18 protein-coding genes and 1 pseudogene are annotated in these 24221 nt (G+C 73.8%); 11 read left to right on the plus strand and 8 right to left on the minus strand.

The features are described from left to right. Positions 1 to 57 precede the first annotated feature (57 nt). Positions 58 to 1323, minus strand: a pseudogene (locus tag O7606_RS06710) (MFS transporter); the annotation flags it as partial. A 217-nt stretch (positions 1324 to 1540) separates the two neighbouring features. Between O7606_RS06710 and O7606_RS06715 the strand changes: the two are divergent. The 8 genes from O7606_RS06715 (at position 1541) to O7606_RS06750 (ending at position 10491) form a co-directional block, all read left to right on the plus strand. After that, positions 1541 to 1870: a hypothetical protein gene (locus O7606_RS06715; protein ID WP_281598198.1), complete on the plus strand. Its 330-nt coding sequence runs from the start codon at positions 1541 to 1543 to the stop codon at positions 1868 to 1870. A gap of 195 nt (positions 1871 to 2065) precedes the next feature. Continuing rightward, on the plus strand, positions 2066 to 3199 hold the full coding sequence (locus tag O7606_RS06720; RefSeq protein WP_281598199.1) for an N-acetylmuramoyl-L-alanine amidase: 1134 nt from the start codon (positions 2066 to 2068) through the stop codon (positions 3197 to 3199). A 168-nt stretch (positions 3200 to 3367) separates the two neighbouring features. Then, positions 3368 to 4645: a DUF559 domain-containing protein gene (locus O7606_RS06725; protein ID WP_281598200.1), complete on the plus strand. Its 1278-nt coding sequence runs from the start codon at positions 3368 to 3370 to the stop codon at positions 4643 to 4645. Then, positions 4632 to 5321 carry a hypothetical protein gene (locus O7606_RS06730; RefSeq protein WP_281598201.1) on the plus strand — a complete coding sequence of 230 codons (690 nt, stop codon included), beginning with the start codon at positions 4632 to 4634 and terminating at the stop codon, positions 5319 to 5321. The genes O7606_RS06725 and O7606_RS06730 overlap by 14 nt, the downstream gene beginning before the upstream one ends. Further along, entirely contained in the window at positions 5318 to 8590 is a 3273-nt protein-coding gene (locus tag O7606_RS06735) for a DUF87 domain-containing protein (RefSeq protein WP_281598202.1), read from the plus strand. Before O7606_RS06730 ends, O7606_RS06735 begins: the two co-directional genes overlap by 4 nt. Before the next feature lie 129 nt (positions 8591 to 8719). Further along, positions 8720 to 9610, plus strand: a complete 891-nt coding sequence (locus O7606_RS06740) for a helix-turn-helix transcriptional regulator (protein WP_281598203.1) — start codon at positions 8720 to 8722, stop codon at positions 9608 to 9610. A gap of 33 nt (positions 9611 to 9643) precedes the next feature. Further along, positions 9644 to 9985 carry a hypothetical protein gene (locus tag O7606_RS06745; protein ID WP_281598204.1) on the plus strand — a complete coding sequence of 114 codons (342 nt, stop codon included), beginning with the start codon at positions 9644 to 9646 and terminating at the stop codon, positions 9983 to 9985. A gap of 68 nt (positions 9986 to 10053) precedes the next feature. Beyond that, a complete protein-coding gene (locus O7606_RS06750) occupies positions 10054 to 10491 on the plus strand; it encodes a hypothetical protein (protein WP_281598205.1) in 438 nt (145 codons plus the stop codon). A gap of 7 nt (positions 10492 to 10498) precedes the next feature. Here the strand turns inward: O7606_RS06750 and O7606_RS06755 are convergent, their stop codons facing one another. The 7 genes from O7606_RS06755 to O7606_RS06785 all read right to left on the minus strand — a co-directional run bounded on the left by O7606_RS06755 (position 10499) and on the right by O7606_RS06785 (position 20927). Continuing rightward, complete coding sequence (locus O7606_RS06755; RefSeq protein WP_281598206.1) at positions 10499 to 11950, minus strand: condensation domain-containing protein; 1452 nt, start codon at positions 11948 to 11950, stop codon at positions 10499 to 10501. Next, a complete protein-coding gene (locus O7606_RS06760; RefSeq protein WP_281598207.1) occupies positions 11947 to 13314 on the minus strand; it encodes an MATE family efflux transporter in 1368 nt (455 codons plus the stop codon). Before O7606_RS06760 ends, O7606_RS06755 begins: the two co-directional genes overlap by 4 nt. A 7-nt stretch (positions 13315 to 13321) precedes the next feature. After that, the gene (locus O7606_RS06765; RefSeq protein WP_281598208.1) at positions 13322 to 16924 is read right to left on the minus strand and encodes a type I polyketide synthase; all 3603 of its coding nucleotides are present in this window, start codon (positions 16922 to 16924) and stop codon (positions 13322 to 13324) included. Positions 16925 to 16931: 7 nt separating this feature from the next. Further along, positions 16932 to 17774, minus strand: a complete 843-nt coding sequence (locus O7606_RS06770; protein ID WP_281598209.1) for an acyltransferase domain-containing protein — start codon at positions 17772 to 17774, stop codon at positions 16932 to 16934. Positions 17775 to 17787: 13 nt separating this feature from the next. Continuing rightward, positions 17788 to 18894: a hypothetical protein gene (locus tag O7606_RS06775; RefSeq protein WP_281598210.1), complete on the minus strand. Its 1107-nt coding sequence runs from the start codon at positions 18892 to 18894 to the stop codon at positions 17788 to 17790. A gap of 715 nt (positions 18895 to 19609) precedes the next feature. Further along, positions 19610 to 20206, minus strand: coding sequence for an STAS domain-containing protein (locus O7606_RS06780; protein WP_281598211.1), 597 nt, complete (start codon positions 20204 to 20206; stop codon positions 19610 to 19612). 148 nt (positions 20207 to 20354) lie between these two features. Then, entirely contained in the window at positions 20355 to 20927 is a 573-nt protein-coding gene (locus tag O7606_RS06785) for an STAS domain-containing protein (RefSeq protein WP_281598212.1), read from the minus strand. Between the two features lie 634 nt (positions 20928 to 21561). Here O7606_RS06785 and O7606_RS06790 point away from each other — a divergent pair. The 3 genes from O7606_RS06790 to O7606_RS06800 are packed head-to-tail and all read left to right on the plus strand — an operon-like array spanning position 21562 to position 24178. Next, entirely contained in the window at positions 21562 to 22245 is a 684-nt protein-coding gene (locus tag O7606_RS06790; protein WP_281598213.1) for a response regulator transcription factor, read from the plus strand. Further along, a complete protein-coding gene (locus O7606_RS06795; protein WP_281598214.1) occupies positions 22242 to 23591 on the plus strand; it encodes a HAMP domain-containing sensor histidine kinase in 1350 nt (449 codons plus the stop codon). The genes O7606_RS06790 and O7606_RS06795 overlap by 4 nt, the downstream gene beginning before the upstream one ends. After that, entirely contained in the window at positions 23585 to 24178 is a 594-nt protein-coding gene (locus O7606_RS06800) for a GerMN domain-containing protein (RefSeq protein ID WP_281598215.1), read from the plus strand. Before O7606_RS06795 ends, O7606_RS06800 begins: the two co-directional genes overlap by 7 nt. Positions 24179 to 24221 lie beyond the last annotated feature (43 nt).

Below are 24221 nucleotides of genomic sequence, written 5' to 3' on the forward strand. Positions count from 1 at the left end.
CACTCCCGCCGTCACCGGCGGCCCGGCGGCGCGCCGGCGGCGGCCCCACCGGGACCGCAGCGTCAGGAGCGCCGCCAGCGCCAGGTACGGGACGGCCGCCAGCACGAACGCGTTCCGGTGTCCGCCCGCGGTGGCGGCCAGGGCGTAGCCGGCGTAGACGGCGAGCAGGCTCAGGTCGGTGGCCATCCCGGCCAGCGAGGTGACCGTCGCCCGGCTCGGGCCGGTGATCCGGGTCTGCAAGCGCGCCTCGGTCAACACGGTGGCCGCCTGGAACCCGCAGAACGCGACCGCGACCAGCCCGAAGCCGACCGTACCGCCGAGCGCGGCGCCGCCGGCCAGGGCCAGCGCGGCCACGGTGAGCAGCACCGGCTGGGCCCGGTCGCCCAGCCGCTCCGCCGTCGGGGCGAGCAGCCCGCCGATCGTGCCACCGCCCCAGACCAGCAGGAGCAGCAGCGGCACGCTGGTCTCGGCCGCCCCCGTCTCGACCGCCAACAGTGGGGCGTACTCGTCGAGGGCGCTCCACAGCGCGACGACGGCGGGCACCGCCAGGACGGCCCCCCGTACCCGGGGATCGGCGCGGACCTCGGTCAGCCCGGCGCGCAGGTTGCCGAGCCAGCCCAGGTCCGGGCCGTCCGCCCCGCCCACCGGGGCGGTGGGCGGGGCGGCCGCCCGGGTCGCCCGGCTGTCCTGGCTGTCCGGGCCGGGCGGGCCGGGCGGGCCGGGCCGGGCGGGTGGTTCGGCGGGGTGACGCTCGGGCAGCCGGGTGGCCACCAGCGCGGCGAGCAGGCAGGCGCACACGCTCGCGGCCCCGACGGCGCGGTGTCCTCCGGCCGCGAGCACCGGGCCGGCCACCCCCATCGCGGCCATGAACCCGAGCATCTCGGCGCTGCGGGCCCGTCCGGTCAGCCGGGCGTACCGGTCGGTGGCGTCGAGCCGCTCCAGCTCCGTCCAGACCAGCGCCTCCGTGGTGCCCGAGGCCAACGCGCCTCCGACGCCCCAGAGCAGGAAACCGGCGGCGAAGGCCGGGTACGACGGCAGGAACGTCCAGAGCGCGAAGCCGGCGGCGGCGAACAGCGGCGCGATCACGAGCAACAGCCGACGGGAGACGGTGTCGGCGAGCGCGCCGGAGGGCACCTCCAGCACCACCCCGGCGACCGTCCAGAGCACGAAGAGACTGGAGATCTGCGCGATGCTCAGCCCGGTGGCCTGGAACAGCAACGCGAAGACCGGATAGAAAAGAACAAATTCCCCGAGGAACGCGTACCCGTAGAGGGCGACAGCCAGCCGACGGGCGGCGGGGACGGGGGTGACAGAGGGCAGCATGGGACCTTCCCGCAGGAGACGACACGGACGCCGGAGTACGGCGGGCGTGGCGGCCCACGGCAGCGGTGGTCACCGGTGCGGCATCAACATCGCCAGGTCATGCCGCGATCGTACCGCTCCCGACAGTGGGATTGTCACCGAGCACACGTGCGTGGGCGGTTTAGCGTTGGTCCGTGCGGTGAAGGTTGAACCCAACGTGTCCAGGAAAGGGGTAGTCGTGTCCAGCGCCTCCCGTAACCACCCCAGCCGGCAGGTCGCCCTGCCCGACGACGTCACCGACCCGCTGCTGTGGCGGCTGGCCTTCGACGTGGCCCGGGCCCACCAGCCCGACGAGTCGGGCCGGTGCGGGAACCTGAACTGCCCGGACGAGCACGGGCCCTGCCCCGCGCTGCACCACGCCGAACGGGCGATGTTCCTGGCCCGCGGCGGCGTCGACGACGCCGACCTGCGGCACGACCACGCCGGCGACGTGCCGTCGGCCGGCGGGGAGCGGGCCGACGCCCAGCCGCCCCGGCGACTGCCCGGCTCGGGGCTGCGCGCCGCCTGACGCCCACGCCGGCCCCGGCCGACGCCGCAGGCCGCCCGACGGCACGATCCGGCCCGGCCGTCCGCTTCGATCGATTCTCGTCCCCGTCTCCCCCTAGCGCTGCCGTCCAGCCGGCAATATTCTCCATTTCGTGCGCGGCATCTGGAGTTCCTTTACATGCCCCGCGCCGTCGTCGGCTGGCCTAGGGAGACGCTCATGATCTTCGACAATCCGGAGCTGGACCGTCGGACCCTGCTACGCGCCGGCCTCGGCGCGGCGGCGGTCGCGGTGGTCGGCAGCGAACTGGCCCGGCCGACGGCCGCGCAGGCGGCCACCGGTGACGACCTGGACTGGATCCTGAGCTGCGCCGACTGGGGCGCCCGCCCACCGAAGGACCCGCTGGCGGTCAGCACCATCCCGACCAACAAGATCATCGTCCACCACATGGCCTTCCCCAACACCCCCGACCTCTCCCGGGAGCAGGCGGTCCGGCTCGCGAAAAGCTGTCAGGACCTGCACATGGACGGCAACGGCTGGTCCGACACCGGGCAGCACTTCACCATCAGCCGCGGCGGGTACGTCCTGGAGGGACGGACCGGCAGCCTGGACACCCTCCGGGCGGGCGAGCGGCAGATGGTCTCCGCGCACTGCCCCGGCGAGAACGGCCGGGCCATCGGCATCGAGAACGAGGGCACCTACGTCACCGAGCTGCCGCCGCAGGCGCTGCTGGACTCCCTCGTCAAGCTCTGCGTGACGATCTGCCGCCAGTACGGCCTGTACGCCCACGACATCTTCGGACACTGGGACTTCCGGGCCACCCAGTGCCCCGGCGCGCTGTTCTACCGGGAGTTCCCCACCCTGCGCCACCGGGTCTTCCGGGCCCTCGGCACCGACCTGGCCGACGTGCCGGCCCGGCGCTGGCCGGACATCTGGCGCTTCGTCGGCGGTCCGGTGGTCCGGGTCGCCCAGCACCTGCTCGTGCACCGGGGCTACCCGGTCGTCGTCAGCGGCACCTTCGACACCGCGACCGTGGCCGCCGTCCAGGACTGGCAGGCCCGCAACGGCATCCCGGTCGACGTCGACGCCACCCTGACCGGCCCCACCTGGGAGACCCTCGCGCCGGAGCTGGACCGGCACGCCGCCGGCCCGCCGGTCAGCGCGGTGCAGGAGATCCTGAACACCAAGGGGTACGCCGAGGTCACCGCGACCGGCGAGTTCGACGAGGCCACCCGCCGGGCGGTGCGGGACCTCCAGCGCCTGCACCACCTCCCCCCACACGGCAAGGTCGACACCACCACCTGGTGCGCCGTCGTCGGCGGCACGGTCCGCCAGTCCCTCCGCCGACGCTGACCCCCCACCCACTCCCGCCGCGCCCGCTCTCCACCCGGCTGATCAAGAGGTTTTCGCGCCCGCGGACCGGATCCCCCTACCAGAACGTCTTGGTGAACCAGGCGGAGGGCGGGAACGGGTGGGTGGGGTGGTACGGGGCGCGGTCGGGTGTGGACGTATCGTCACCGCATGACGTACGGGGTCGGCGGTCCATGGTGGACGGCGCTGGCCGCGTACCGGGTCTGTCACCTGGCCGGGGCCGGCCGGGAGCTGCTCGATCTCGCCCTGGATCCGCTGCCCGCCGACGCGCCCGCGGTGCTGTGGTACGAACCGGCCGTCGGCCTCGACGCGGCCGGCCAGGTGAGCCGGCTGATCGAGGCGGCGGACCGGGCCGCCGTCACGCTCTTCCCCCGCTGGCTGCCCGGGGCGGACCGGCTCGACGGTCCGGGCGTGCTCAGCGTCGAGGCGGCCCGCGTGCTGGCCGCCCGGGCCGCCAGCCGGTCGGCCCGGTTCGGGCCGTTCCTGGTCGAGCTGGCCGAGCGGGCCTGCCGGGCCGCGGCAGGACCGGACCGTGGTCGTCGCCCGGCGCAGGCGCGCTTCCCGGCGGAGGTGCGCGCCGCCGGGCTGGTCCGGGTCCTCGCCGACGCCTGTGACCGCCCGTCGGTCGCCCTGGTGGTCGAGGTGCCCGACGGTCTCGCCCCGGCCGACGAGCAGGCGCTCGCCGCCGCCGTCGAGTGGTTCGCCCAACATGGAAGCTGCGCGGTCTGGCTGGCCGGCCCGGAGCTTCGCGCCGTGGACCGGATCCGCAGCGTGCGGATCACGCTGCCCGACGCGGTCACCCGCCTCGCCGCCCCCGGACAGGCGGCCTCCCACCGCACCGCACAGGACCGGGCTACCCGACCCGCCGCGCCTGCCGCGCCCCCGCCGGTCGGCCCGCGGCGGAGCCCGGCGGACCCGGACCACCGGCCGCCGGGCCGGACCCGTCGACCGGCAGGCCCGGAGCATCAGCCGGCGGCCCAGGAGCGTCGGCCGGCGGGCCCGGGGGACGGTCCGGGCGGTCCCGTGCTGCGGGTGCCGCCCCGGGCCGGGCTGCCGCGCGCCGACAGCGCCGCCGAACAGGCGTTGGAACGGGCGCTCGCCCGGCACGACTGGGCCACCGGCCGCCGGTGGAACCACACCCTGACCCGGCACACCCTGGCCCGGCCGTACCGGCTCGACCTGTTCTGGCCCGCCGAGGGCCTGGTGGTGGAGGTGGACGGTCCGGAGCACCGGGAACGGCTGCGGTACGCCGACGACCGGCGCCGCGACGCCCAGCTTCAACTGCTCGGGCACGACGTGCTCCGGTTCACCAACGACCAGGTGCTCAGCGACGTGGACGCGGTGCTGGGCATCATCCGGGACCTGCTGGCCGGACGACGCGCGGCCGGCGTGCGAGACGAGGGGACGAGGCACCATGTCGACCGTTGAGGCTCTGCCGAACCTGACGCCCAACCAGATCAACGCGCTGGTCGTGCTGATGGTCGAGGCGCGCAAGCTGACCAACACCGAGCTGCGGGAGCTGGCCGGTTTCACGCTCACCGGAGCGGACAACGCCAAGCTGGTGAAGCTCGGGCTGGTCGTCACCGACCGGTCACACCGGCCCTTCTCGCACGAGCTGACCGACCACGGCTGGCACGTCGCGCGACGACTGCACACCGTCCGGCCGCCGCAGCAGGCCGGCTCGGCGACCCGGTCGCTGCTGACCGCGTTGCGCAACATGGACCGGGCGTTGGCCCGACTGCGGATCAGCCAGGCCGACTTCTTCCGCCAGGAGCCGGCCCCGGCCACGGTCGACGCGCCGCAGGCCCCGGCCCCGGCCCCGGCCCCGGCCCCGGAAACCGTCGCCCCGGAGGCGTTGGTCCGGGCCGCGTACCGGGAGCTGGCGGTCACTCCCGGCGCCTGGGTCGGCCTGGCCGACCTGCGGGAACTCCTCGACGATCTCGACCGGGACGCGGTGGACGGCGCGCTGCGTGCCCTGGTCCGGCAGCCCGACGTACGGATCATCCCGGTCGCCAACAGCAAGGCGTTGAGCACCCGGGACCGGGCCGCGGCGGTACGGATCGGAGACGAGGAGAACCACGCGCTGTCGATCGGGCCGGCATGATCGGCCCGGCGGAACGGGACGCCCTGGAGGCGCTCACCTTCAACCCGGCGGCCACCCCCGACGACGTCTGGCGGCCGTCCCCGTACGACGTGCCGGAGCTGCACGAGCAGGTGGTCGGGGAGATCCTGCGTGGGGTCGGCCGGGCCCGCCGGGCCGACGCCGGTCAACCCCTCGGGGTGGCCGTGCAGGGGCGGGCCGGAGCGGGCAAGACCCACCTGCTCGGCGCGGTACGCGACCAGATCCAGCGCAGGGGCGGCTACTTCTTCCTGGTCAACCTGATCAACGGCAGGACGTTCTGGGAGAGCGTCGCGTTGGCCCTGGTCGAGGGGATGGGCCGGGACGCGATCGGGTGGGGCAGCCAGCTCACCACGCTGCTGCGTCGGCTCGGCGCGCAGCTCGGCGTCCCGGCGCAGGTGCGCGACGCGGTCGCCGGCCGTACCACGGTCACCCGCGCCGACCTGGACGTCTTCGTCCGGGCCCTGCGCGACTACGACCGGGAGGTCGGCCGGGACGCGCAGGACACCGCGCGGGCGCTGGTGCTGCACGGCTCCCGGGAGTACGAGGCGCAGGACGTCGGGTACGCCCACCTGATCTCGGAGCCGGGCGACCCGGCGGCCCGCGCCTTCTGGGGCCTGAACGGCCCGGTCCGCTCCGCGCAGCAGATCGTGCAGGACGTCTCCCGGCTCGTCGCGCTGACCCTGGAGCCGACCATCATCGCGGTGGACCAGCTCGACACGCTCTTCGCGCAGACCAGCACGGCGATGTTCGACCGGCACGACGACCTGGAGGAGGCGGCGGCCCGGACGGTCGCGCCGGTCGCGGACGGGCTGCTCGCCCTGCGTGACATCACCCGACGCGCCCTGACCGTGGTGTCCTGCCTGCCCGACACCTGGGTGCTGCTCACCCGTAGCGCGCCCACCCCGGTCGCCGACCGGTTCCGCACCGCCGTCCTGCCGGACCGGATCCCCCGCCCGGAGATCGGGCGGGCGATCATCGAGAAGCGGTTCACCCAGGCGTACCAGGAGGTGGGGTTCACCCCGCCGTACCCGACCTGGCCGGTCGCGCCCGAGGCGTTCGCCGACGCCCCGAACCTCACCCCGCGCGCCCTGCTGCGCCGGGTCGACCGGCACGTCACCGCCTGCCGGGAGCGCGACGAGATCGTCGAGCTGACCCGGCTGCTCGACGTCGACCCGACCGCCCCGACGCCGGTACGCCCGAGGACCCCGGCGGACGCGCTGGCCCGGCTCGACGCCCGCTACGACGAGTTGGTCGCGGCGGCCCGGGTCGCCGACGCGTTGGATCCGGCCACCGAGGACACCCGGATGCCGGAGCTGCTCGGGGCGGGACTGGCCGCCTGGATCGGCGAACGGTCGTCGACCGGGGCGACGTACCGGCACGACCCGCCGCCGGGACGCCGGCCGGCCCTGCACGGGCGGCTGGTCGAGGTGCTCGACGAGGGCACCGAGAACGAGGCCCACTGGTGTTTCCGGGCGATCGCCAGCGGTAACGCGATCGCCGTGCTGAGCCGGATCCGGGCCGCCTGCACCATGGCCGGACTGGACCGGGAGATCCCGCAGCGGCGGCTGGCGCTGCTCCGTAACACGCCGTGGCCGAGCGGCCGGCGTACCGCCGAGGTGCTGGCGGCGTTCCACGCGGCCGGCGGGACGACACACGTCGTCTCCGACGCCGACCTGCGGGCGTTCGCCGCGCTCGCGACGATGGCCGCCGAGGCGGACCCGGCGTACCCGGACTGGTTGGTCAGCCGACGGCCGGCCAGTCGCGCCGCGCTGTTCCGGATGGCGCTCGGCGGCCCGGGCGACACCACCGACGACCCGGCGGCCGACGCCGGCACGCCGACCCACCCCGACGGCGGACCGACCGGCCAGGCCGGGGGCGGCCCGACCGGCGGGACGATCGACCGGGCCGGCGGCGACCTGACCGGCCGCGACGGTGGCGCGGCGCTGGCCGGCGCAGGGTCGGGCGGTCCGGGGGCCGGCGACGGGCCGGGCGGATGGGGCGCGGCGGCGGACGTCCACGACGTCGCCACGCCGGTGGTACGGCTCGGGCACGCCGTCGCCGACGGTCGGCCCTTCGAGGTGGCCCTCGCCTCGCTGCGCCGGCACAGCGTCGTCTTCGCCGGTTCCGGCTCCGGCAAGACGGTGCTGATCCGGCGGCTGGTGGAGGAGTGCGCCCGGCAGGGCGTCTCGTCGATCGTGCTGGACCCGAACAACGACCTGGCCCGGCTCGGCGATCCGTGGCCGCGTCCGCCGGCCGGCTGGCTGCCCGGCGACGAGGACCGCGCCCGCGACTACCTCGCCCACACCGAGGTGGTGGTCTGGACGCCCCGGGTGACGGCGGGGCGGCCGGTGAGCTTCCAACCGCTGCCCGACTTCACGCCGGTGCGGGACTCGCCCGACGAGTTCGACCAGGCGATCCGCTCGGCGGTCGAGGCCCTCGCGCCCCGGGCCGGGGTCGCCGGGACGACCAGGCTGGCCCAGCAGGGCAAGGCGGTGCTCACCGAGGCGTTGCAGGCGTACGCGCGCAGCGACATGCTCGGCCTGCCCGGGTTCACCGACTTCCTCGCCGAGCTGCCCGACGGGGTGAGCCGGATGGCACGCGCCGACAAGCTGGCCCACGAGGCGGCCGAGACCCTGAAGGCGGCGATGGTCACCGATCCGCTCTTCGGCGGCGTCGGCACGCCCGCCGACCCGGGCACGCTGCTCACCCCGACGCCGGGCCGACGGGCCCGGGTGTCGGTGGTGAGTTTCGTGGGGTTGACCTCCGACCAGCAGCGACAGAGCTTCGTCAACCAGCTCCAGATGGCGCTGTTCGCCTGGATCCGGCGGCACCCGGCCGGCGACCGGCCGCTGGGCGGGCTGTTCGTGATGGACGAGGCGCAGACGCTGGCCCCGTCGACCGGGCACACGCCGTGCACGGCCAGCTCGATCGCGCTCGCCGCGCAGGCCCGCAAGTACGGGCTCGGGCTGGTCTTCGCCACCCAGGCGCCGAAGGGGCTGCACAACCAGATCGCCGGCAACGCCACCACCCAGTTCTTCGGGTTGTTGAACGCGCCGGCGCAGATCGAGGCGGCCCGGGGTCTGGCGCAGGCCAAGGGCGGCCGGCTGGCGGACATCGGCCTGCTCGCCAGCGGGGAGTTCTACGCGGCCGGCGAGGGCGGTCCACTGGTCAGGATCCGCACGCCGATGTGTCTCAGTCACCATCCGCCCACGCCGCTCTCCCCGGAGGAGGTGGTGACGCGCGCACGGTGACCCATGGTCGCATCAGGACGACACTCCGTCGCATGAGACGGCCACGCGTCTTGACTTCCTTTTCCGGAACCTATACACGTTGCAGGGCACATCACTCAGCGTTGCCACTCGACATCAAGGAGTGCCCGGATGCCGGAAGACATCGGCTCGACGGTGCCACGTCGCCAACTCGGTCGACTGCTGCGGCAGTTCCGCACCGAGGCGGGCGTCACCCTGGACGCCGCCGCCGAGGCGCTGGAGTACAGCCGGCAGAAGATCTGGCGGATCGAGTCCGGCACGGGCGCCGTCCGGGTGCTCGACGTCAAGGCGATGTGCGAACTGTACGGGGTGGCGGCGGAGACGACCGACTCGATGCGCGCGCTGGCCCTCCAGACCCGGGCCAAGGGCTGGTGGCACGGGTACGGCGACGTGCTGCCGGCCTGGTTCGAGCTGTACGTGGGGCTGGAGTCCGCCGCCGCCGACCTGCGCCGGCACGACGAGTCCGTGATTCCCGACCTGTTCCAGACCCGCGAGTACGCGCAGTGGCTGATCCGGCTGGACCAGCCCCGGGCCGGCGAGCCGGACCGGGACCGGGCGGTCGCGTTCCGGCTGCGTCGGCAGGCGGTGCTGACCCGCCGTACGCCGGCCGCGCCCCGGGTGCGGCAGATCGTCTCCGAGGCGGCGCTACGTCGGACGGTCGGCGGGCCGTCCCTGATGATCGCGCAGTTGCAGCGGCTCACCGACACCGACGACCTGCCGAACGTCTCGGTGCGGGTGATCCCGCTGGCCGCCGGCCCGCCCCCGGGCGCGGCGGCCGGCTCCTTCGTGATCCTCGACTTTCCCGGCGGACGGGACGGACGCGCCGCGCCGGAGCCGTCGATGGTCTACCGCGAGTGCCTCACCGGGGCGCTCTACCTCGACAAACCCGAGGAGGTGACGGCCTACGAGGACGCCTGGCGCGGCCTGGACCGGCTGGCGCTCGACGAGGGCGACTCGGTCGACCTGATCAAACAGGTCATCGGGGAGCTCCGGCACGACTGACCCGCACCCACCCCTGATCGAATGGAGACCGGAGTGAATCCGCTCGTGAAAGTCGCCGTCGGCGTGGCCGCCGCCGTGCTCGGCAGCACGATGATCGCCTCCCCGGCGACCGCCGCCACCCTGACCGTCGACGGCTCGTGCGACGCCTGGTTCGGCGTCGGCCAGTGGCGGGACTTCTACTGCGCCGCGTCCGCCTCCGGCGGCACCGGCGACTACCACTACGCCTGGTGGGCGGCGCCGTTCACGATCCTTGAGGTCGACGAGGGCCCGTCGGTCAACGGGTACTGCTCCGCGTACGCCGACACCCGCGCGGTGGTGACGGTCACCAGCGGCACGGAGACCGCCAGCGCCTCCTTCCCGTTCACCTGCTCCTGACCGGCCGTCCCTCGGCGCTGCGGAGGATCGCCCGTACGCCGAGGGACGCCGCCACCACGACGGCCGCCGTGCCCACCGTCCAGAACGGACAGGCCACCGGCCGGGTGTCCAGCGCCGTGCCGGCGAACGAGTCGCCCGGCGCGATGCTCAGGCCATGCAGTCGGGCGACCAGGTGCGGCGCGACCGCGACGAGCAGGCTGCCCCCGAAGGCGATCGTCGCCGACCGGGGCGACCGGGGCGACCCGGCCGCCCTGCCGGCCCTGGTGGGACCAACCGACGAGGGCGGTCGCCGCGACGAGGGCCGCGAGCAGCCACACCCGGTCGGCCACCGCCGACACGGCCAGGCCCGGCGGCAGCAGAGCATCGACGATCTCGTACGCCATCCAGGCAGGTCCCACGTCGGGCTGGCCGTGGGTCACCACGAGGATCCGGTCCTCGTACCGCCCGACGGCGAGGGTGGTGCGGAGCAGGTCGGCGGCGGCCCAGTCGACCAACCCGGACGTTAGGGGCGGATCACGACAATTGCCCACTTTTTGTGAGCTTGTTCACCGGGCCGGCGTCCGCCCGACACCCGTCGAAGACGGCCTGGAAGTCGGCGAGCGTGACCTCTCCGACAGCCAACGCCATGGTGACCCGCTCGAAGGCGAACAGGAACGCCCGGATGTCGTCGGGCGGCAGCAGCGCGGTGTCGGCCATCAGCGACAACTGGAGCCGCTGCGGGGTGCCCCGGGTGTCCAGGAAGACCGCCATCCCCTCGGCGTCGGCCTTCTGCGGCCAGTCGAAGGTGGTCGCCGCGGCGAGCCGGTCGAGCTGCGCCGCATCGGTGACCGGTCGGCCCGCCGGCCGGGGCAGCGTGGACCACATGTCGTTGAACTGGCAGCCCGACTCGAAGTCCGTACCCCGGGTCCGGGCCACCGCCGTGACCACCTGCCCGGCGGCACGGCCGTCGTAGCGGGCGTGGGCCCGGGCCTGCGCCATCACCCGGGTCGCGCGGTCGACCAGGTCGGCGACGGACCCGGCGGACAGCTCCACCGCCGTCCGGACGGCCTGGTTCAGACTCGACACGGTGTGGAACAGCTCCGGGGCGAACCGGTTGCTCTGCATGATGTCCAGCGGCAGCACCGGCCCGGGGCAGAACCGCCGCAGCAACCCCAGGCCGACCGACAGCAGCAGCACCGACGTGGTGGTCCGGTGCCGGCGGGCCGCCGCCCGCAGGGCCACCGGCATGGCGTCGGACTCCAGCTCACCGCGGAAGAACCGGGGCGTCGCCGGGGCGGCCCGGGCGGGCAGCAGGCCGGGAGTGAGCCGTTGCACCTGCTGCCGTAGGTGGCGGACGGCCTCGACGTTGAGCAGTTGCCCCTGCGGGGACCGTTCGAAGGTGGCCAGGTCCACCGGCTGCCAGGCCGGACGGGCCGGCGGGGCGGGCGTCCCGTCCACCCGGGCCTGCAACAGGGCGGTGAGCTCCGCCGCGAGCAGATCGGCGCTGAGGTAGTCCGCCGACAGGTGCGACACGGCGAAGGCGACGAGCACCGGGATGCCCTCGTGCAGGGCGACGGCGAACCGGATCGGCACCTCACGCTCGTGGTCGAAGCCGCCGGTGGCCCGTTGGAGGTACCCGGTGACGATGTCGGCGAAGCTCACCGGGTCGTCGGCCGGGCGGTCGTGCAGCTCCACGGTGACCACGCCCCGGGGCAGCACCTCCTGGACGACCTCGCCGCGTTCGCTGGCGTGGTAGAGGGTGCGCAGCGACTCGTGCCGCCGCATCAGCTCGGCAAGCTGCTCCACCACGTCACCGGGGCTGAGCAGCAGCGGGACGGGCACCCACCGGGTGAGCACGAAGAACGGCTTGGTCTGCGGGTACCAGTGCCGGATGACGTCCCAGGTGCCCTGCTGCCCCCAGGACAACGGGGCCCGGCGGGCCCGTCCGCCGTGGAACTCGCACTCGACGCTACTCTCGGTGATCATGCGCGGTCGCCTCTCCGGATCACGGTCGTCTCCGCCGGGGTCAGGGCCGCCGCCGGACGGGCGAACAGCACCTCCCGCAGGCAGAACAGGGTGTACGTCAGGCCGGCCGACCAGCCCGCCACCTGGGCCCACATCACGGCGTCGATGCCGAACGGGCCGTTGAGCAGGTACGCGACCGGGATCTGCACGAGCACGAAGGCGATGACCGTGCAGATCAGCGGGGCGGTGGTGCGGCGGGCCCCGTTCAGGTACCCGTGCGCCACCACCATCACCGTGTACAGCGGCAGGAACGGGTAGATGATCGTGATGTACCGCTCGGTCAGCGTCCGGGCGGCCGGGTCGTCGGTGAACAGCCCGGCGATCGGTGACCGGGCCAGGATCACCACCGCCGCGACCAGGACGGACAGGCCCACGGTCAGCCCGATCGTGCGGACCAGGCCGTGCCGGGCCCGGAGCCGGTCGCCGAGCCCGAGGTTCTGCGCCACGAAAGCGGTCGTCGCGCCGGAGAGGTCCAGGAAGAGCATGCCGGTGAACAGCTCGACCCGGGACACCACGGTGAACGCGGCCAGCACCGTGTCGCCGTACCGCTGGATGACCCAGACCAGCACCATGATGCCCACCGCGAGGATGACGTGCTGACTGGCCAGCGGCAGTCCGAGCCGTACGGCGTCACGCAGCTCACTTCGTACCGCCGGGGTGGACCGGCCGCCGGTGACCGGGTGGGCGCGGGCCGCGTGGGCGAGCCCGACGACCAGCGCGAGGGTGCTCGCCGCCGCCGTGGCCAGAGCGGCCCCGGACACCCCGGCGTCGAGCACCGCCACCAGGAACCAGACCAGGACGACGTTCACCACGCTGCCGAAGCCCTGCACCCACATGGCGGCCCGGGAGTCGCCCAGCCCCCGGAAGTAGGCGCTGACCGCGGCGGTGCCGAAGATGCCCGGGAAGCCGAGGGAGAGCATCCGGAAGAACCCCTGCGCGTCGGCGGCGAGCGTGCCGTCGATGCCCATCAGCGCCAGCGCCGGGCCGGCCAGCACGGTCGCCAGGGCGACACAGCCGACCGACCAGGCGACGGTGGTGAGCGTCAGGGCCCGCACGACGGCCCGCCGGTCCTCGTGCTGACCGGCGCCGCGCAGGTGCGCCAGCCGGATGGTGAATGCGGTGCCCAGCCCGATGAACATGGCGTTCAGCAGGTAGAACAGCGGACCCGTCGCCCCCACCACGGCCAGCCCGGTCACCCCGACGTACCGTCCGACGATGATGCTGTCGACCAGCAGGTAGCCCTGCTGGAGCAGGTTGGCCGCGGTGAGCGGCAGGGCGAAGCCGACGATCCGTCGCAGCGCCGGCCCGGTGGTCATGTCCGTCATGCGGGGCTCACGACTCGCGGTCGGCGAACTCGACGAGATCCTCGATGTGGTACGCGATCTCGGCGATCGTCCGGTCGGCGAGCAGGTCCGCGACGTCGTACTGCACGTCGTGGCAGACGGCGATACTGCTCGCCACCGACGTCGCCATGATCGAGTCTCCGCCGAGGTCGAAGAAGTCCGCCTCGACGTCCAGCTCGGGAAAGCCGAAGGCGAGGGCCAGGCAGCGTCCCACCGACTGCTCGACCTCGGTGTAACCGCCGTCCGCGCGGCCCACCAGCGTGACCTCCACCGCGGCCACGTTGGCCCGGATCCGGTCCGAGGCCCGCCGCAGCCGCTCGTCCAGCGCCCGCATCTCCTGCTCCACCTTGGCCTCGATCTCGGCCGACAGCGGCACGTCGTACGAGCGCAGCAGGTGGATCAGCTCGCCCCGGTAGTGCAGCTCACCGCCGAACAGCCGGGACCGCCGGGACCGCAGCGCCGCGTCCATCACCTCCAGGCCGGTCCGGGTCGGCAGGGCCTTGAACATGGTGTCGCCGTTGGTGCCGTGGTCGACGGCCATGCCGATCTCCTTCCAGGCGACCCAGTCCAGGGCGACCACGTGGCCTCCGCCGCCGGCCTGGGCCCGGGCGACGGCGTCCAGGTAGTAGTTGCCGGCCGCGTAGTCGGCCTGGCCCGGGGCGGGGAAGACCGAGGCCACCGAGGAGAAGTGCACGACGAAGTCGGGGCGGTCCGCCCGGGTGAGCTGGTCCAGCAGGAACGCCGCGTGCAGCTTCGCCCGGACCACCGCCTCGAAGTCGGCGAGCTGACGGAACATCAGGGTGCTGCCACCGGGCAGCCCGGCGGCGTGCACGATCCCGTCGACGCGCCCGTACTCGCGCTGAATGCCGGTGACCGCGGCGGTCAGCGCCGCCGGGTCGCCGGCGTCGGCCGGGGTGACCTGCACGGTCGCGCCCAGTTCCTCGATCTGGCGGACGGCCCGGATCCGGCCGGCGACGGCCGACCCGGCCCCGGTCGCCAGCAGGTCGTCCCACCGGTCCCGGGACGGCAGGCCGGACCGGCTGAGCAGCACCAGGTTGATCTTCGGTTCCCGCTCGGCGAAGAACCGGGCCACGGCCAGGCCGAGCGCGCCGGTGCCGCCGGTGACCAGGTACGTGCCGCCCGGCTTCAGGTAGGTCTGCGGTCCGTCGGCGGCGATTTCCGGGACCTCCACGAAGACCTCACGCAGCCGCTGGTCGCCCCGGAGCAGGAACAGGCCGTGCTCGGCGGAGAGGATCTCGGCGCGCACCGCCGCCGGAGGCGCCGCCGCGTCCACGTCCAGGTGCCGGACCCGGATGTACGGGTACTCGCGGCCGATCACCTTGCCGAAGCCGACCAGGGCGGCGTTCTCGGTCACCGCCGTGTGGTCGCCCTCGGCGGCGGGCACCGCGGCGCGGGTCAACACCGTCAGGTCGACCTTGACGCCGGCGGCCATCAACGCCTGGGAGAGCAGGAACAGACCGTTGAGGTTCTTGCCGGTCCGGCGCTCGACCTCGACGATGTCGGTGGCCGGCTCCGCCTCGAAGGCCAGCGCGTACACCAGGTGGGTGACCGGGCCGTCAGCGACCAGCCGGGCGATCCGTTCGTATCCGGTCGGGTCGGCGGCGGTGAACACCGGGCCGTCCGGCCCGATCGGCGCGCCGAGCCGCAGCACCCGCAGCTCCCCCGGTCCGGCGGCGGTCAGCAGCGCCTCCGCGTCGGTGTCCGGGTCCACCAGGGCCAGCACCGTCGCGCCGGCGGTCACCTCGGCGGCGGGCGCCGGGGCGGGGCGGAACTCCACGTCGTGGGTCACCGGGTGGCGGTCCTCGGCGGCGCCGAGCGAAAGCTGGTCCCGCCAGGTGTCCGGGAACTCCACCCAGGCCAGGGACTCGTCGAACAGGTAGCCGGGCAGGCGGACCACCCGGGGCGGGACCGGTCCGGCCAGGCTGCGCCAGTCGACCGGGGCGCCCCGCAGGTACTCCCGGGCGGCGGCGGCCAGCGGGGTGTCCGGCAGCGCCGGCAACCGGTCGGCCAGCGCGTCGACGAGTTGGCGACGCAGGTCGTCCCGGTCGGTGACGACCAGCGCGAGGCGGTGCCGGTGGGCGCTGCGGGAGATCCGGCTGGTGTGGCAGATGTCGGCGATGGGCAACTCCCGGCCGGCGGGCTCGTCGAGGAACCGGACGTACCGTTCGGCCAGCGCGGTCAGCGACCGGATCGTGGCGGCGCTCAACGTGAACAGGTCCCCGGCGACGGGTCCGGCGGGCCGGTCCAACGGCGGCTCGACGTACTCCTCCACGACCACGTGGGCGTTCGTGCCGCCCAGCCCGAAGGCGCTCACCCCGGCCCGGCGCGGGTGGCCGTCCGGCGACTCCCAGGGCCGCAGGCCGGTCGAGACGTACAGCGGGCCGGCGGCGAAGTCGAGACTGGGATTGGGGGTGTGGAAGTTCGCCTGCGGCGGGATCATCCGGTGCCGGAGCACGGCGATCGCCTTGATCAGCCCGAGCACGCCGGAGCCTTCGAAGAGGTGGCCGACGTTCGCCTTGACCGTGCCGACCGCGCAGAACCCTCGGTCGGCGGTGTACGTGGCGAAGGCGCGTCTCATGCCCTCGTGCTCGATCGGGTCACCCACCCGGGTCGCGGTGCCGTGCGCCTCCAGGTAGCCGATGCTGCGGGCGTCCACCCCCGCGTTGCGCCACGCGGTCCGCAGCAGCTCGGCCTGCGAGTCGGAGTCCGGGTTGGTGATGCCCTCGGTGTTGCCGTCGTGGTTGACCGCGCTGCCCTTGATGACGGCGTAGATCTGGTCGCCGTCGGCCTGCGCCCGGCTCAGCCGTTTCAACACGACCGCCCCGGAGCCCTCGCCGAACCCGGTGCCGTCGGCGGCCTCGTCGAAGGTGCGGGTGACCCCGTCGGAGGACTCGATGCCGATGTTGCTGTGCGGGTGTTTCACCGGCGCGAAGACGATCCGGGCGCCGCCCACCACCGCCATGTCGCAGTCCCCGGCCAGCAGCGCGTTCTTCGCCTGGTGCACCGCGACCAGGGTCGCCGAGCAGGCGGTGTCGACGACCAGGCTGGGGCCCCGCAGGTCCAGGAAGTGGGAGAGCCGGTTCGCCAGCATGGCCGGGATGTTGCCGGTCAGCGCCTGCTGGCCGACGCTCGGGTCGATCCGGGAGATGTAGTCGAGATAGGTGGAGCCGGGGTTGACCGCGAACCCCACGAACACGCCGGTACGGCTGCCGCGCAGCCGGTCCCGGGAGTACCCGGCGTCCTCGAAGGCCAGGAACATGGCCCGCAGCACCATCCGGTGGTGCGGGTCGGTGAGCGTCGCCTGACGCGGGTTCATGCCGAACGCGGCGTAGTCGAAGGTGTCCACGGTGTCCAGGAAGGACCCGTTGTGGTACTCCAGGTCGGTGTCCTCCACCGGGTCGACGCTGACCGCGCGCAGGTACCGGATGTACTCGGCGAGCTTCTGCCGGCGGTCCTCGGGGAACGGCCGGGTGAGGCTGGTCCCCGACGCGACGACCTGCCAGAAGGCGTCCAGGTCCCGGACGCCGGGCACCTCCACCGAGAGCCCGACGACGGCGATGTCCGTGTTCATGGGTTCCTCACCTCTGTGCGATCCGGCTCACGAGTGAGCTCAGGGTCTGACCGTTGACCTCGTCGAAATCCGTCACTCCGGCGGCCCGGAGGGTGTTCACCGCGCGCACCCACTCGACAGGCGTGGACAGTTGTCGGGCCAGCAGGTCCGCCGCCCGACCGACGTCGAACACGTCACCGGTGACGCTGGACACCACCGGCGTCCGGGCCGGGGCGAACGTCTGCTCCGCGAGCACGGCGCGGAACGCCTCCTCGGCGGGGGCCATCAGGGGCGTGTGGAAGGGGCCGCTCACGTTGATCGGCACCACCCGGGCCCCGGGCAGGGCCGCGATGGCCTTGCCGGCCACGGCGACCTCGGTCCGGTCCCCGGCGATGGTGGTCTGGGTGTCGGCGTTGAGGTTCGCGACGTACACCCGGCCCAGGCCGGTCTCGGTGAGCGCCCGCCGGACGAACGCCTCGGGCACGCCCTGCACGGCGGACATGCCGCCGCCGGTGACCTCGGCCATCAGCTCCGCCCGGCGGGCGACCAGCCGCAGCGCGGTGGCCAGGTCCAGCACGCCGGCGGCGTGCAGGGCGTTGTACTCGCCCAGACTATGTCCGGCCAGGTACCGGTGGCGCGTCGGGTCCTCCGCCAGCCGGGTCGCCCCGAGCAGCGCGTTGACGAAGAACACCGCCGGTTGGGCGTACCGGGTGTCCCGGAGGCGGCGTTGCGGGTCGCGGACGCACAGCTCCTCGATCGGGTAGCCGAGGATCTCGTCGGCGAGGGCGGTCTGCTCCGGGAACCGGGCGAACAGGTCGGCGCCCATGCCGCGCCGCTGCACCCCCTGACCGGGGAAGAGTAGGCAGTGCATCAGGGGTCTCCTCTCAACGTCGCGCCGACCGCTGGATCGGTTCGAAGCGCAGGTCGCGTGCGCCCGTCGTCAGGCACTCGCGGACGTACCGGCGGGCGCCCGGCCCCGGACCGCAGTCCACGACCCGCTGGACCCGGGCGTCCCGGATCGCGTGACCGGTGGCCAGCTCCCACTCGACCGGGCGGACCAGGACCTGGTGCAGGAACTCGTCGGCCAGGTCGGTGGCGTGTTGCAGGTTGCGGGGCGCGTCGGTGGCGTACACCGGCAGGGCGAGCTGGTCCGGTCCGGGCATCGGGCCGACGAACCCGAGGTCCTGCCGTACCTGCCGGACGGCCGGCAGCAGGTGGACGCTGTGGAAGGGGATCGTGTTGGGCAGGAACGCCCACCCCACCCCGGGTCGGGTGAGCTCACCCTCGTGCGTGAAGTAGAAGTCGAGCAGCTCGGCGGGGCTGCCGCTGAGCACCTGGGCGGTGGGTGAGTTGACCAGCGACAGCGACAGCGACGGGCCGTCGGCCCGCTGGTGGCGACGCAGCAGCGCGGTCAGGTCGTCCCGGGCGAGGCCGGTGACCATGGCCATCGGCCCGGGTGGCGCCGCCCGGGCCTGCCCCGCCCGGTAGCGGTCGAGCTGCGCCGACTCGACCGGCCGGTCGGCGGCCCGCTGGTGGCCCCGGACGAGGCTGAGGGCGACCAGCCGCAGGGAGGTCGCCGCCAGGTCGAGGAACTGGTCCATCCGGCGCGGACGGAGGCCCGCGACGAGGGCCGCCTGGAGGCCGATGCTGTGGCCCAGGGCCGCCACCACCTGGTCGCCGACGACCTCCAGCGTGGGCTGGAGGTGGCAGACCTGGAGCACGTGTACGCACACCCCGGCGACGATGGAGTTCGCCAGGGTCTCCGGGGCTACGGCGCCGGGGTTCTCCAGCCACCGCCGCAGGGGCAGCCCGGCGGGCAGCAGGGCGGCCCGGACCTCCTCGCCGACGTGGGCCACCACGTCGTCCAGCACGGTGAAGACCTGGTGGAAGTAGAGCTGGTTGTCCGGCCGTCGATAAAGTTCGCCGAGCATGGGCAGCAGGGTGTCGACCCGCCCACCGAGCCCGTCGAACAGCAACAGGGTACGCGTCATGGAATGCCTGTCCATAAAGCTCGGGGTATTCGCATAATTGCACCGGAGACCGCCCTTGAGCAGCCTGCCGAATCATTCCGCTCATCTGCGGGAAATGCGCCGGAAACTCGGGTCAGTGGGAAATCGCAGCCGACGGCATCGTCGACGGCTCACGCCGACGGCACGTCTGCCACGTGGCAGCGCGGCACATCAGCCTGACGGCAGCACGCGCCCGTCAGCCTGGCGACGGTATGTGGCGGCCGGAAGCGGCGGCCGGCAGGCGAACGCCGGCCGGGCGCCCCGGGCCACCGGTGGGCCGGCTCGACGACCTGTCGCGCTACCCCTCGGCACCGCCGGAACCGGCGACGAACGGAACGTGGAACGCAGGCGCACCAAGGAGAGGGGAATCACCGTACGTAAATGTGGTTGCGGACACGCAACGACCGTACATCGAACCATCCGTCGATGGGAATAGCTCGACGTAGGAAACCCGTGAAGTTCCGCCGGAGCGTCACCAATTCCGCTTCTGCCAGGAGTTTTGGACGCCAGATCCGCCTCCCATCCATCAGAAGATTGACAGATGGCAAAGTTGGCTCCATTTTCGGCCTTCTGCCACTTCACCACGGTTATGCCCGGATGTCCGTCCGGCCGGCGACGCCGCCCGCGGGAGCACGGGTTCACCGGGGCCCAAACCCGGACGGTCCGGCGCGGCCCCGGTGCTGGCGGCGCGGTGGCCTCAGACCTGGGGGGTGAGGCAGGTGAGGGCCTGGGAGCGGTGGTCGAAGACGAGGAACACCGCGTCCAGCCGCATCGTGTGCAGCACGGTCAGCACGAACCGCGAGGGCGCCACCAGACAGAACGACCGACCGCGCTGACGTGCGTCCCGATGGGCCCGGACCAGCAGCCCCAGACCGGTGGAGTCGATCATCCCCACCCGGGACAGGTCGGCCACCACGTCACGGTCCTCGGCCAGAGCCGTGGCCAGCGCCTCCCGCAGGACGTCGGCGACCAGCACGTCGATGTCCCCGCTGGGGGTGAGCACCCGGACCCCCGCCACCTCCTCGACGTCCACCCGCCAGGCCCCGCGGTCCCTTTCCGGCGCCGGCACGGCGTCGGCCGGCGGAACCGGTGGCGTCGCCAGGGCCGCGGCGGTGCAGCCGGGACAGCGGTGTGGCCCGACCGCGAACGGCGAGCCGTCCCAGCCGTGTTCACCGAGCACCGTCCAGACCACCTCGGGCTCGGGCAGCACTGCGGGAACCGCCTCGTCGGTCGTCCCGCAGTGGTCGCAGATCAGGTTGACCGTGTCGGCGCGCAGCCCGGGAACGACCGTCATGCCGTACCTTTCCGGTGCGTCAGGGTGGCCCGGCGGGGCCGGTCGACAGGGCGGGCGGAGGCGACCCGGCGGGGTCGGTCGGCGCGGCGGGGCGGGTGGAAGTGGGGGGTCGGGCCGCGGTGCCGGCGGCCCGACGACGTGGGCGTCCTCATCGCGGGACGGCGGGGACGCCGACCTGGGCCCGACCGCGCGCCACCGGGGCCGCCGGCCGGGATCGCCGCTGGTCGTCCGAGGCGCCGGCGTCGTCGGCGGGCACCACGCCGACAGCGCCGGATCCGTTCGCCCCGGCGGAGCCGGCCGGTGGGACGGCACCGGGCTGCCGGCCGGTAGGAGGCTGGACGGAGCCAACCGGCCGGGCCGGGGCGGAACTCCGGGGCAGGTGCGAGGACGACGGCTCCTCGACGATCTGGAAGACCTGGTCGACCCGGGCGACCTGGAGCAGCCGCCAGATCCGCGGGGAGGGGGACCTCAGGGTGAGCCGGCCGCCGAGCCGCCACATCCGTCGGTGGGTGTCCAGCAGCAAGCCGATACCGGCGGCGTCCACGTGTGGGCACCCCGACAGGTCGATCACCAGGCTGGGCGGCTCCAGCTTGAGCACGGCGTCGATGACCACGCCCAACTCACGCACACCGGCCAGGTCGAGTGGCTCGGTGACGACGATCTCGGCCAGCTCCGTGCCGTGGGCGCCGTGCGGGGCGTCGCCCTGTCCGGTTCCGCTCACGGTCGCTCCCGTCCGTCGTCGTGGTCGCGGACGTCCAGCCTCCCGCGTGGGTTTGGCGGTACTCCCCCGAACATGTGACGGATCGGTGACAAAGGGGCCGTCCCGGGTGCTCGACCCGGCCGGGCGACGCTACGTCGGCAGTGTCGCGGCCCGCACCGACCACCCGCGGCGGCTGAACCGGCACGTCGCCGGCATGGTCGACCGGGACGAACGACTGGTCCTGCCGACGGGAGACAGCCGGCAGCCGAGGATAACGGTCACGCCCGGTAGCCCACCCACACTGCGCCACCAGTTGCCACGCTCGGTGACCATGGGCCCGGCAAAGGTCGAGCCTTCCCGACGCTTTGCTCTGCACCCATATCCGCGACACCAGACCCGAGCAGGGGTGATGTCCGTGGGTAAGCGCCGACTCCGGACATCCACCAACCACTGACGGTGACTGGCGCATACCTGGGTGCAGAGCAAAGCCTGCGGCGGGGTGTCGACGACCGGGCACGCCATGACTCACGGTAAGGGTGCGCAGGCCACGCGCGGACCACGTTCGTCCCCGGGCGCGTCCAGCCCGGCGTCTTCGTCGCCCGGGCGACTACCGGGCGGTTGTCACCGGTCAGGGTGGTCGCGCAATGATTGCGGCATGACGGGAGTGCTGGTGATCGAGGACGACGACCGGATCCGGCTGTCCCTGGTGCTCGCGCTGGAGGACGAGGGATACCCGGCCCGGGGCGCGGCCACGGCCGAGGAGGGGCTGCGGATGCAGCGTGGCACGCCGGCCGACACCGTCCTGGTGGACCTGATGCTGCCCGGGGTGGACGGGTTCGAGTGCATCCGGGAGATCAGACGCTTCGACGACGTCCCGATCGTCGTGGTCAGCGCCCGGGACGACACTCACGACATCGTCGCCGCGTTGGAGGCCGGCGCGGACGACTACCTGGTCAAACCGGTGGCGATCAAGGAGCTCACGGCGCGGCTGCGGGCGCTGAAGCGCCGGGCCCGGACGCCGGTCGCGGACGTGCCGGAGGTGCCGACGCTGACCTTCGGGGAGTTGGAGATCCTGCCCGACGGCGGGGAGGTCCGCCTCGGTGGCGCGCCGATCGCGGTCACCCGGACCGAGTTCCGGTTGCTGTGCGAGCTGGGGCAGCATCCGGGGCGGGTGTTGTCCCGCCAGCAGTTGCTGGAACGGGTCTGGGGTTACACCGTCGGTGACGAGCGGCTGGTCGACGTGCACGTGGGCCGGTTGCGGCAGAAGATCGAACGGGACACCACGGCCCCCCGGCACCTGGTCACGGTCCGCGGGCTCGGCTACAAGCTGCAACGATGAGACGGGCTGGTCTGCGTACCCGGGTCAGCGCCGGCTTCGCCGCCGGCGCGTTGGCGCTGTCCACCTCGATCGCGCTCGCCTCGTACCAGTTGACCCGCAGCTCCCTGCTGGCCGAGCGGGAGCGTACGGCGGTGCGGGCGGCGTACTTCGACGCCGTCATCGTGCAGTCCGGGCTGGCCGGGGAGCGTCCGGACATCATCGAGGTGCTGCGGTCCCTGGACACCGGGGGCAACCGCCGGGCGGTGCTGCGCCGCGACGGGGTCTGGTACGCCCGCAACATCGACGCCGGGGTGACCACCGGGATCCCGGCGTCGATGCAGGAGCTGGTGGCCGCCGGCACTCCGGCGGTGCAGCGGATCCGGGTCGACGGGCAACCGGCGGTGGCGGTCGGGGTGCCGCTGTCCCCCACCACCGCGTTCTACGAGGTCGACTCGCTCCAGGAGCTGGAGGAGACGCTGGGCACGGTGGCCCTGGTGCTCACCGCCGTCGCGGTCATCACCGCCGCCGGCGGCGCGGTGATCGGCTGGCACGTCACCCGGTACGTGCTGCGGCCGCTACGGTCGGTCAGCGACGCCGCGGAGGAGATCACCGCCGGGGACCTGACCGCCCGGCTGGACCCGGCGACCGAGCCGGACCTGGCCCGGCTCACCACCTCGTTCAACCACATGGTGGACCAGTTGTCCCGCCGGCTGGAACGGGATCGGCGGTTCGCCGCCGACGTCAGCCACGAGCTGCGGTCCCCGTTGCAGACCCTGGCCGCGGCGGCGAGCGTGTTGGACCGGCGACGCGAGCACCTCGACGACCGCACCCGTACCGCGACGACGTTGATCACCGACGAGATCGCCCGGTTCCAGGCCCTCGTCAACGACCTGCTGGAGCTGGCCCGCAGCGACCAGCCGGCCGACCGGGCGCCGGTGGCCGTCGCCGAGCTGGCCCGACAGGTGTGCCGGGGACGCGGGCTGCCGGAGGAACTGGTCCAGGCCACCGGCCCGGGCACCTGGCTGGTCGACCGGCGACGGGTCGAGCAGCTCCTGGGCAACCTGTTGGACAACGCCGTCCGGCACGGCGGCGGCCCGTGCGCCGTCCGGCTGGCCGCCGGCGACGACGGCTACCGGGTGGAGGTCGACGACGAGGGGCCGGGCATCGACCCGCAGGACCGGGAAGTGATCTTCGACCGGTTCGTCCGGGGGCGTGGGGCCAACGCCCGGGGCGGCAGCGACGGCACCGGTCTGGGCCTGGCGCTGGTGGCGCAGCACGCCGCCGCGCACGGCGGACGGGTCGTCGTCGACGACCGGCCCGGCGGCGGCGCCCGGTTCCGGGTCGAGCTGCGGGGGCCCCGGTGTTGACCGGTCGGCCGGGCCCGGTCCGGCGGCGGGTGACGCTGGTCGGGCTGGCCGCGCTGCTGACCCTGACCGGGTGCGGGGTCTCCGGGGAACCGGAGCCCCGGGAGGTGACCCCGCCGTTGGGACCGTTCCCCGGGTTGAGCTCCCCCGGGCCGGCGGTGACCGAGGCCGGCGCCCGGACCGAACGGCTCTGCTACGTACGCGACGACAGGCTGGTGCTGGTCGACCGCCGGGTCCGTACGCCGCAGACGCCTCGCGAACAGATCGGGTTGCTCCTCGACGGGCCGGTCGGGCCCGAGCGGGACGCCGGCCTGACCAGCACCCTGACCGGGGTGAACGTGGTCACCAACGTCCGGGTGACCCGGGGTGAGGCGACCGTCGACGTGGGTGAGCGGCTGGCCGGCACCGGCCGCAACGACGAGGTGCTCGCCTTCGGGCAGATCGTCTGCACCCTGACCAGCCGGCCGGACGTGGACCGGGTGACCTTCCGGCAGAAGGGCGAGCGGCTCGGCGTGCCCCGGGCGGACGGGTCGCTGTCCACCGGGCCGCTCACCGTCGCCGACTACGCCGCCATGATCGCGCCGCGCTGACCCCTGGCTCAGGCGGGCAGGTCCACCAGCGGCGTCCGTCGAC

The organism is Micromonospora sp. WMMD882 (genome assembly GCF_027497255.1).
Lineage (GTDB): Bacteria > Actinomycetota > Actinomycetes > Mycobacteriales > Micromonosporaceae > Micromonospora.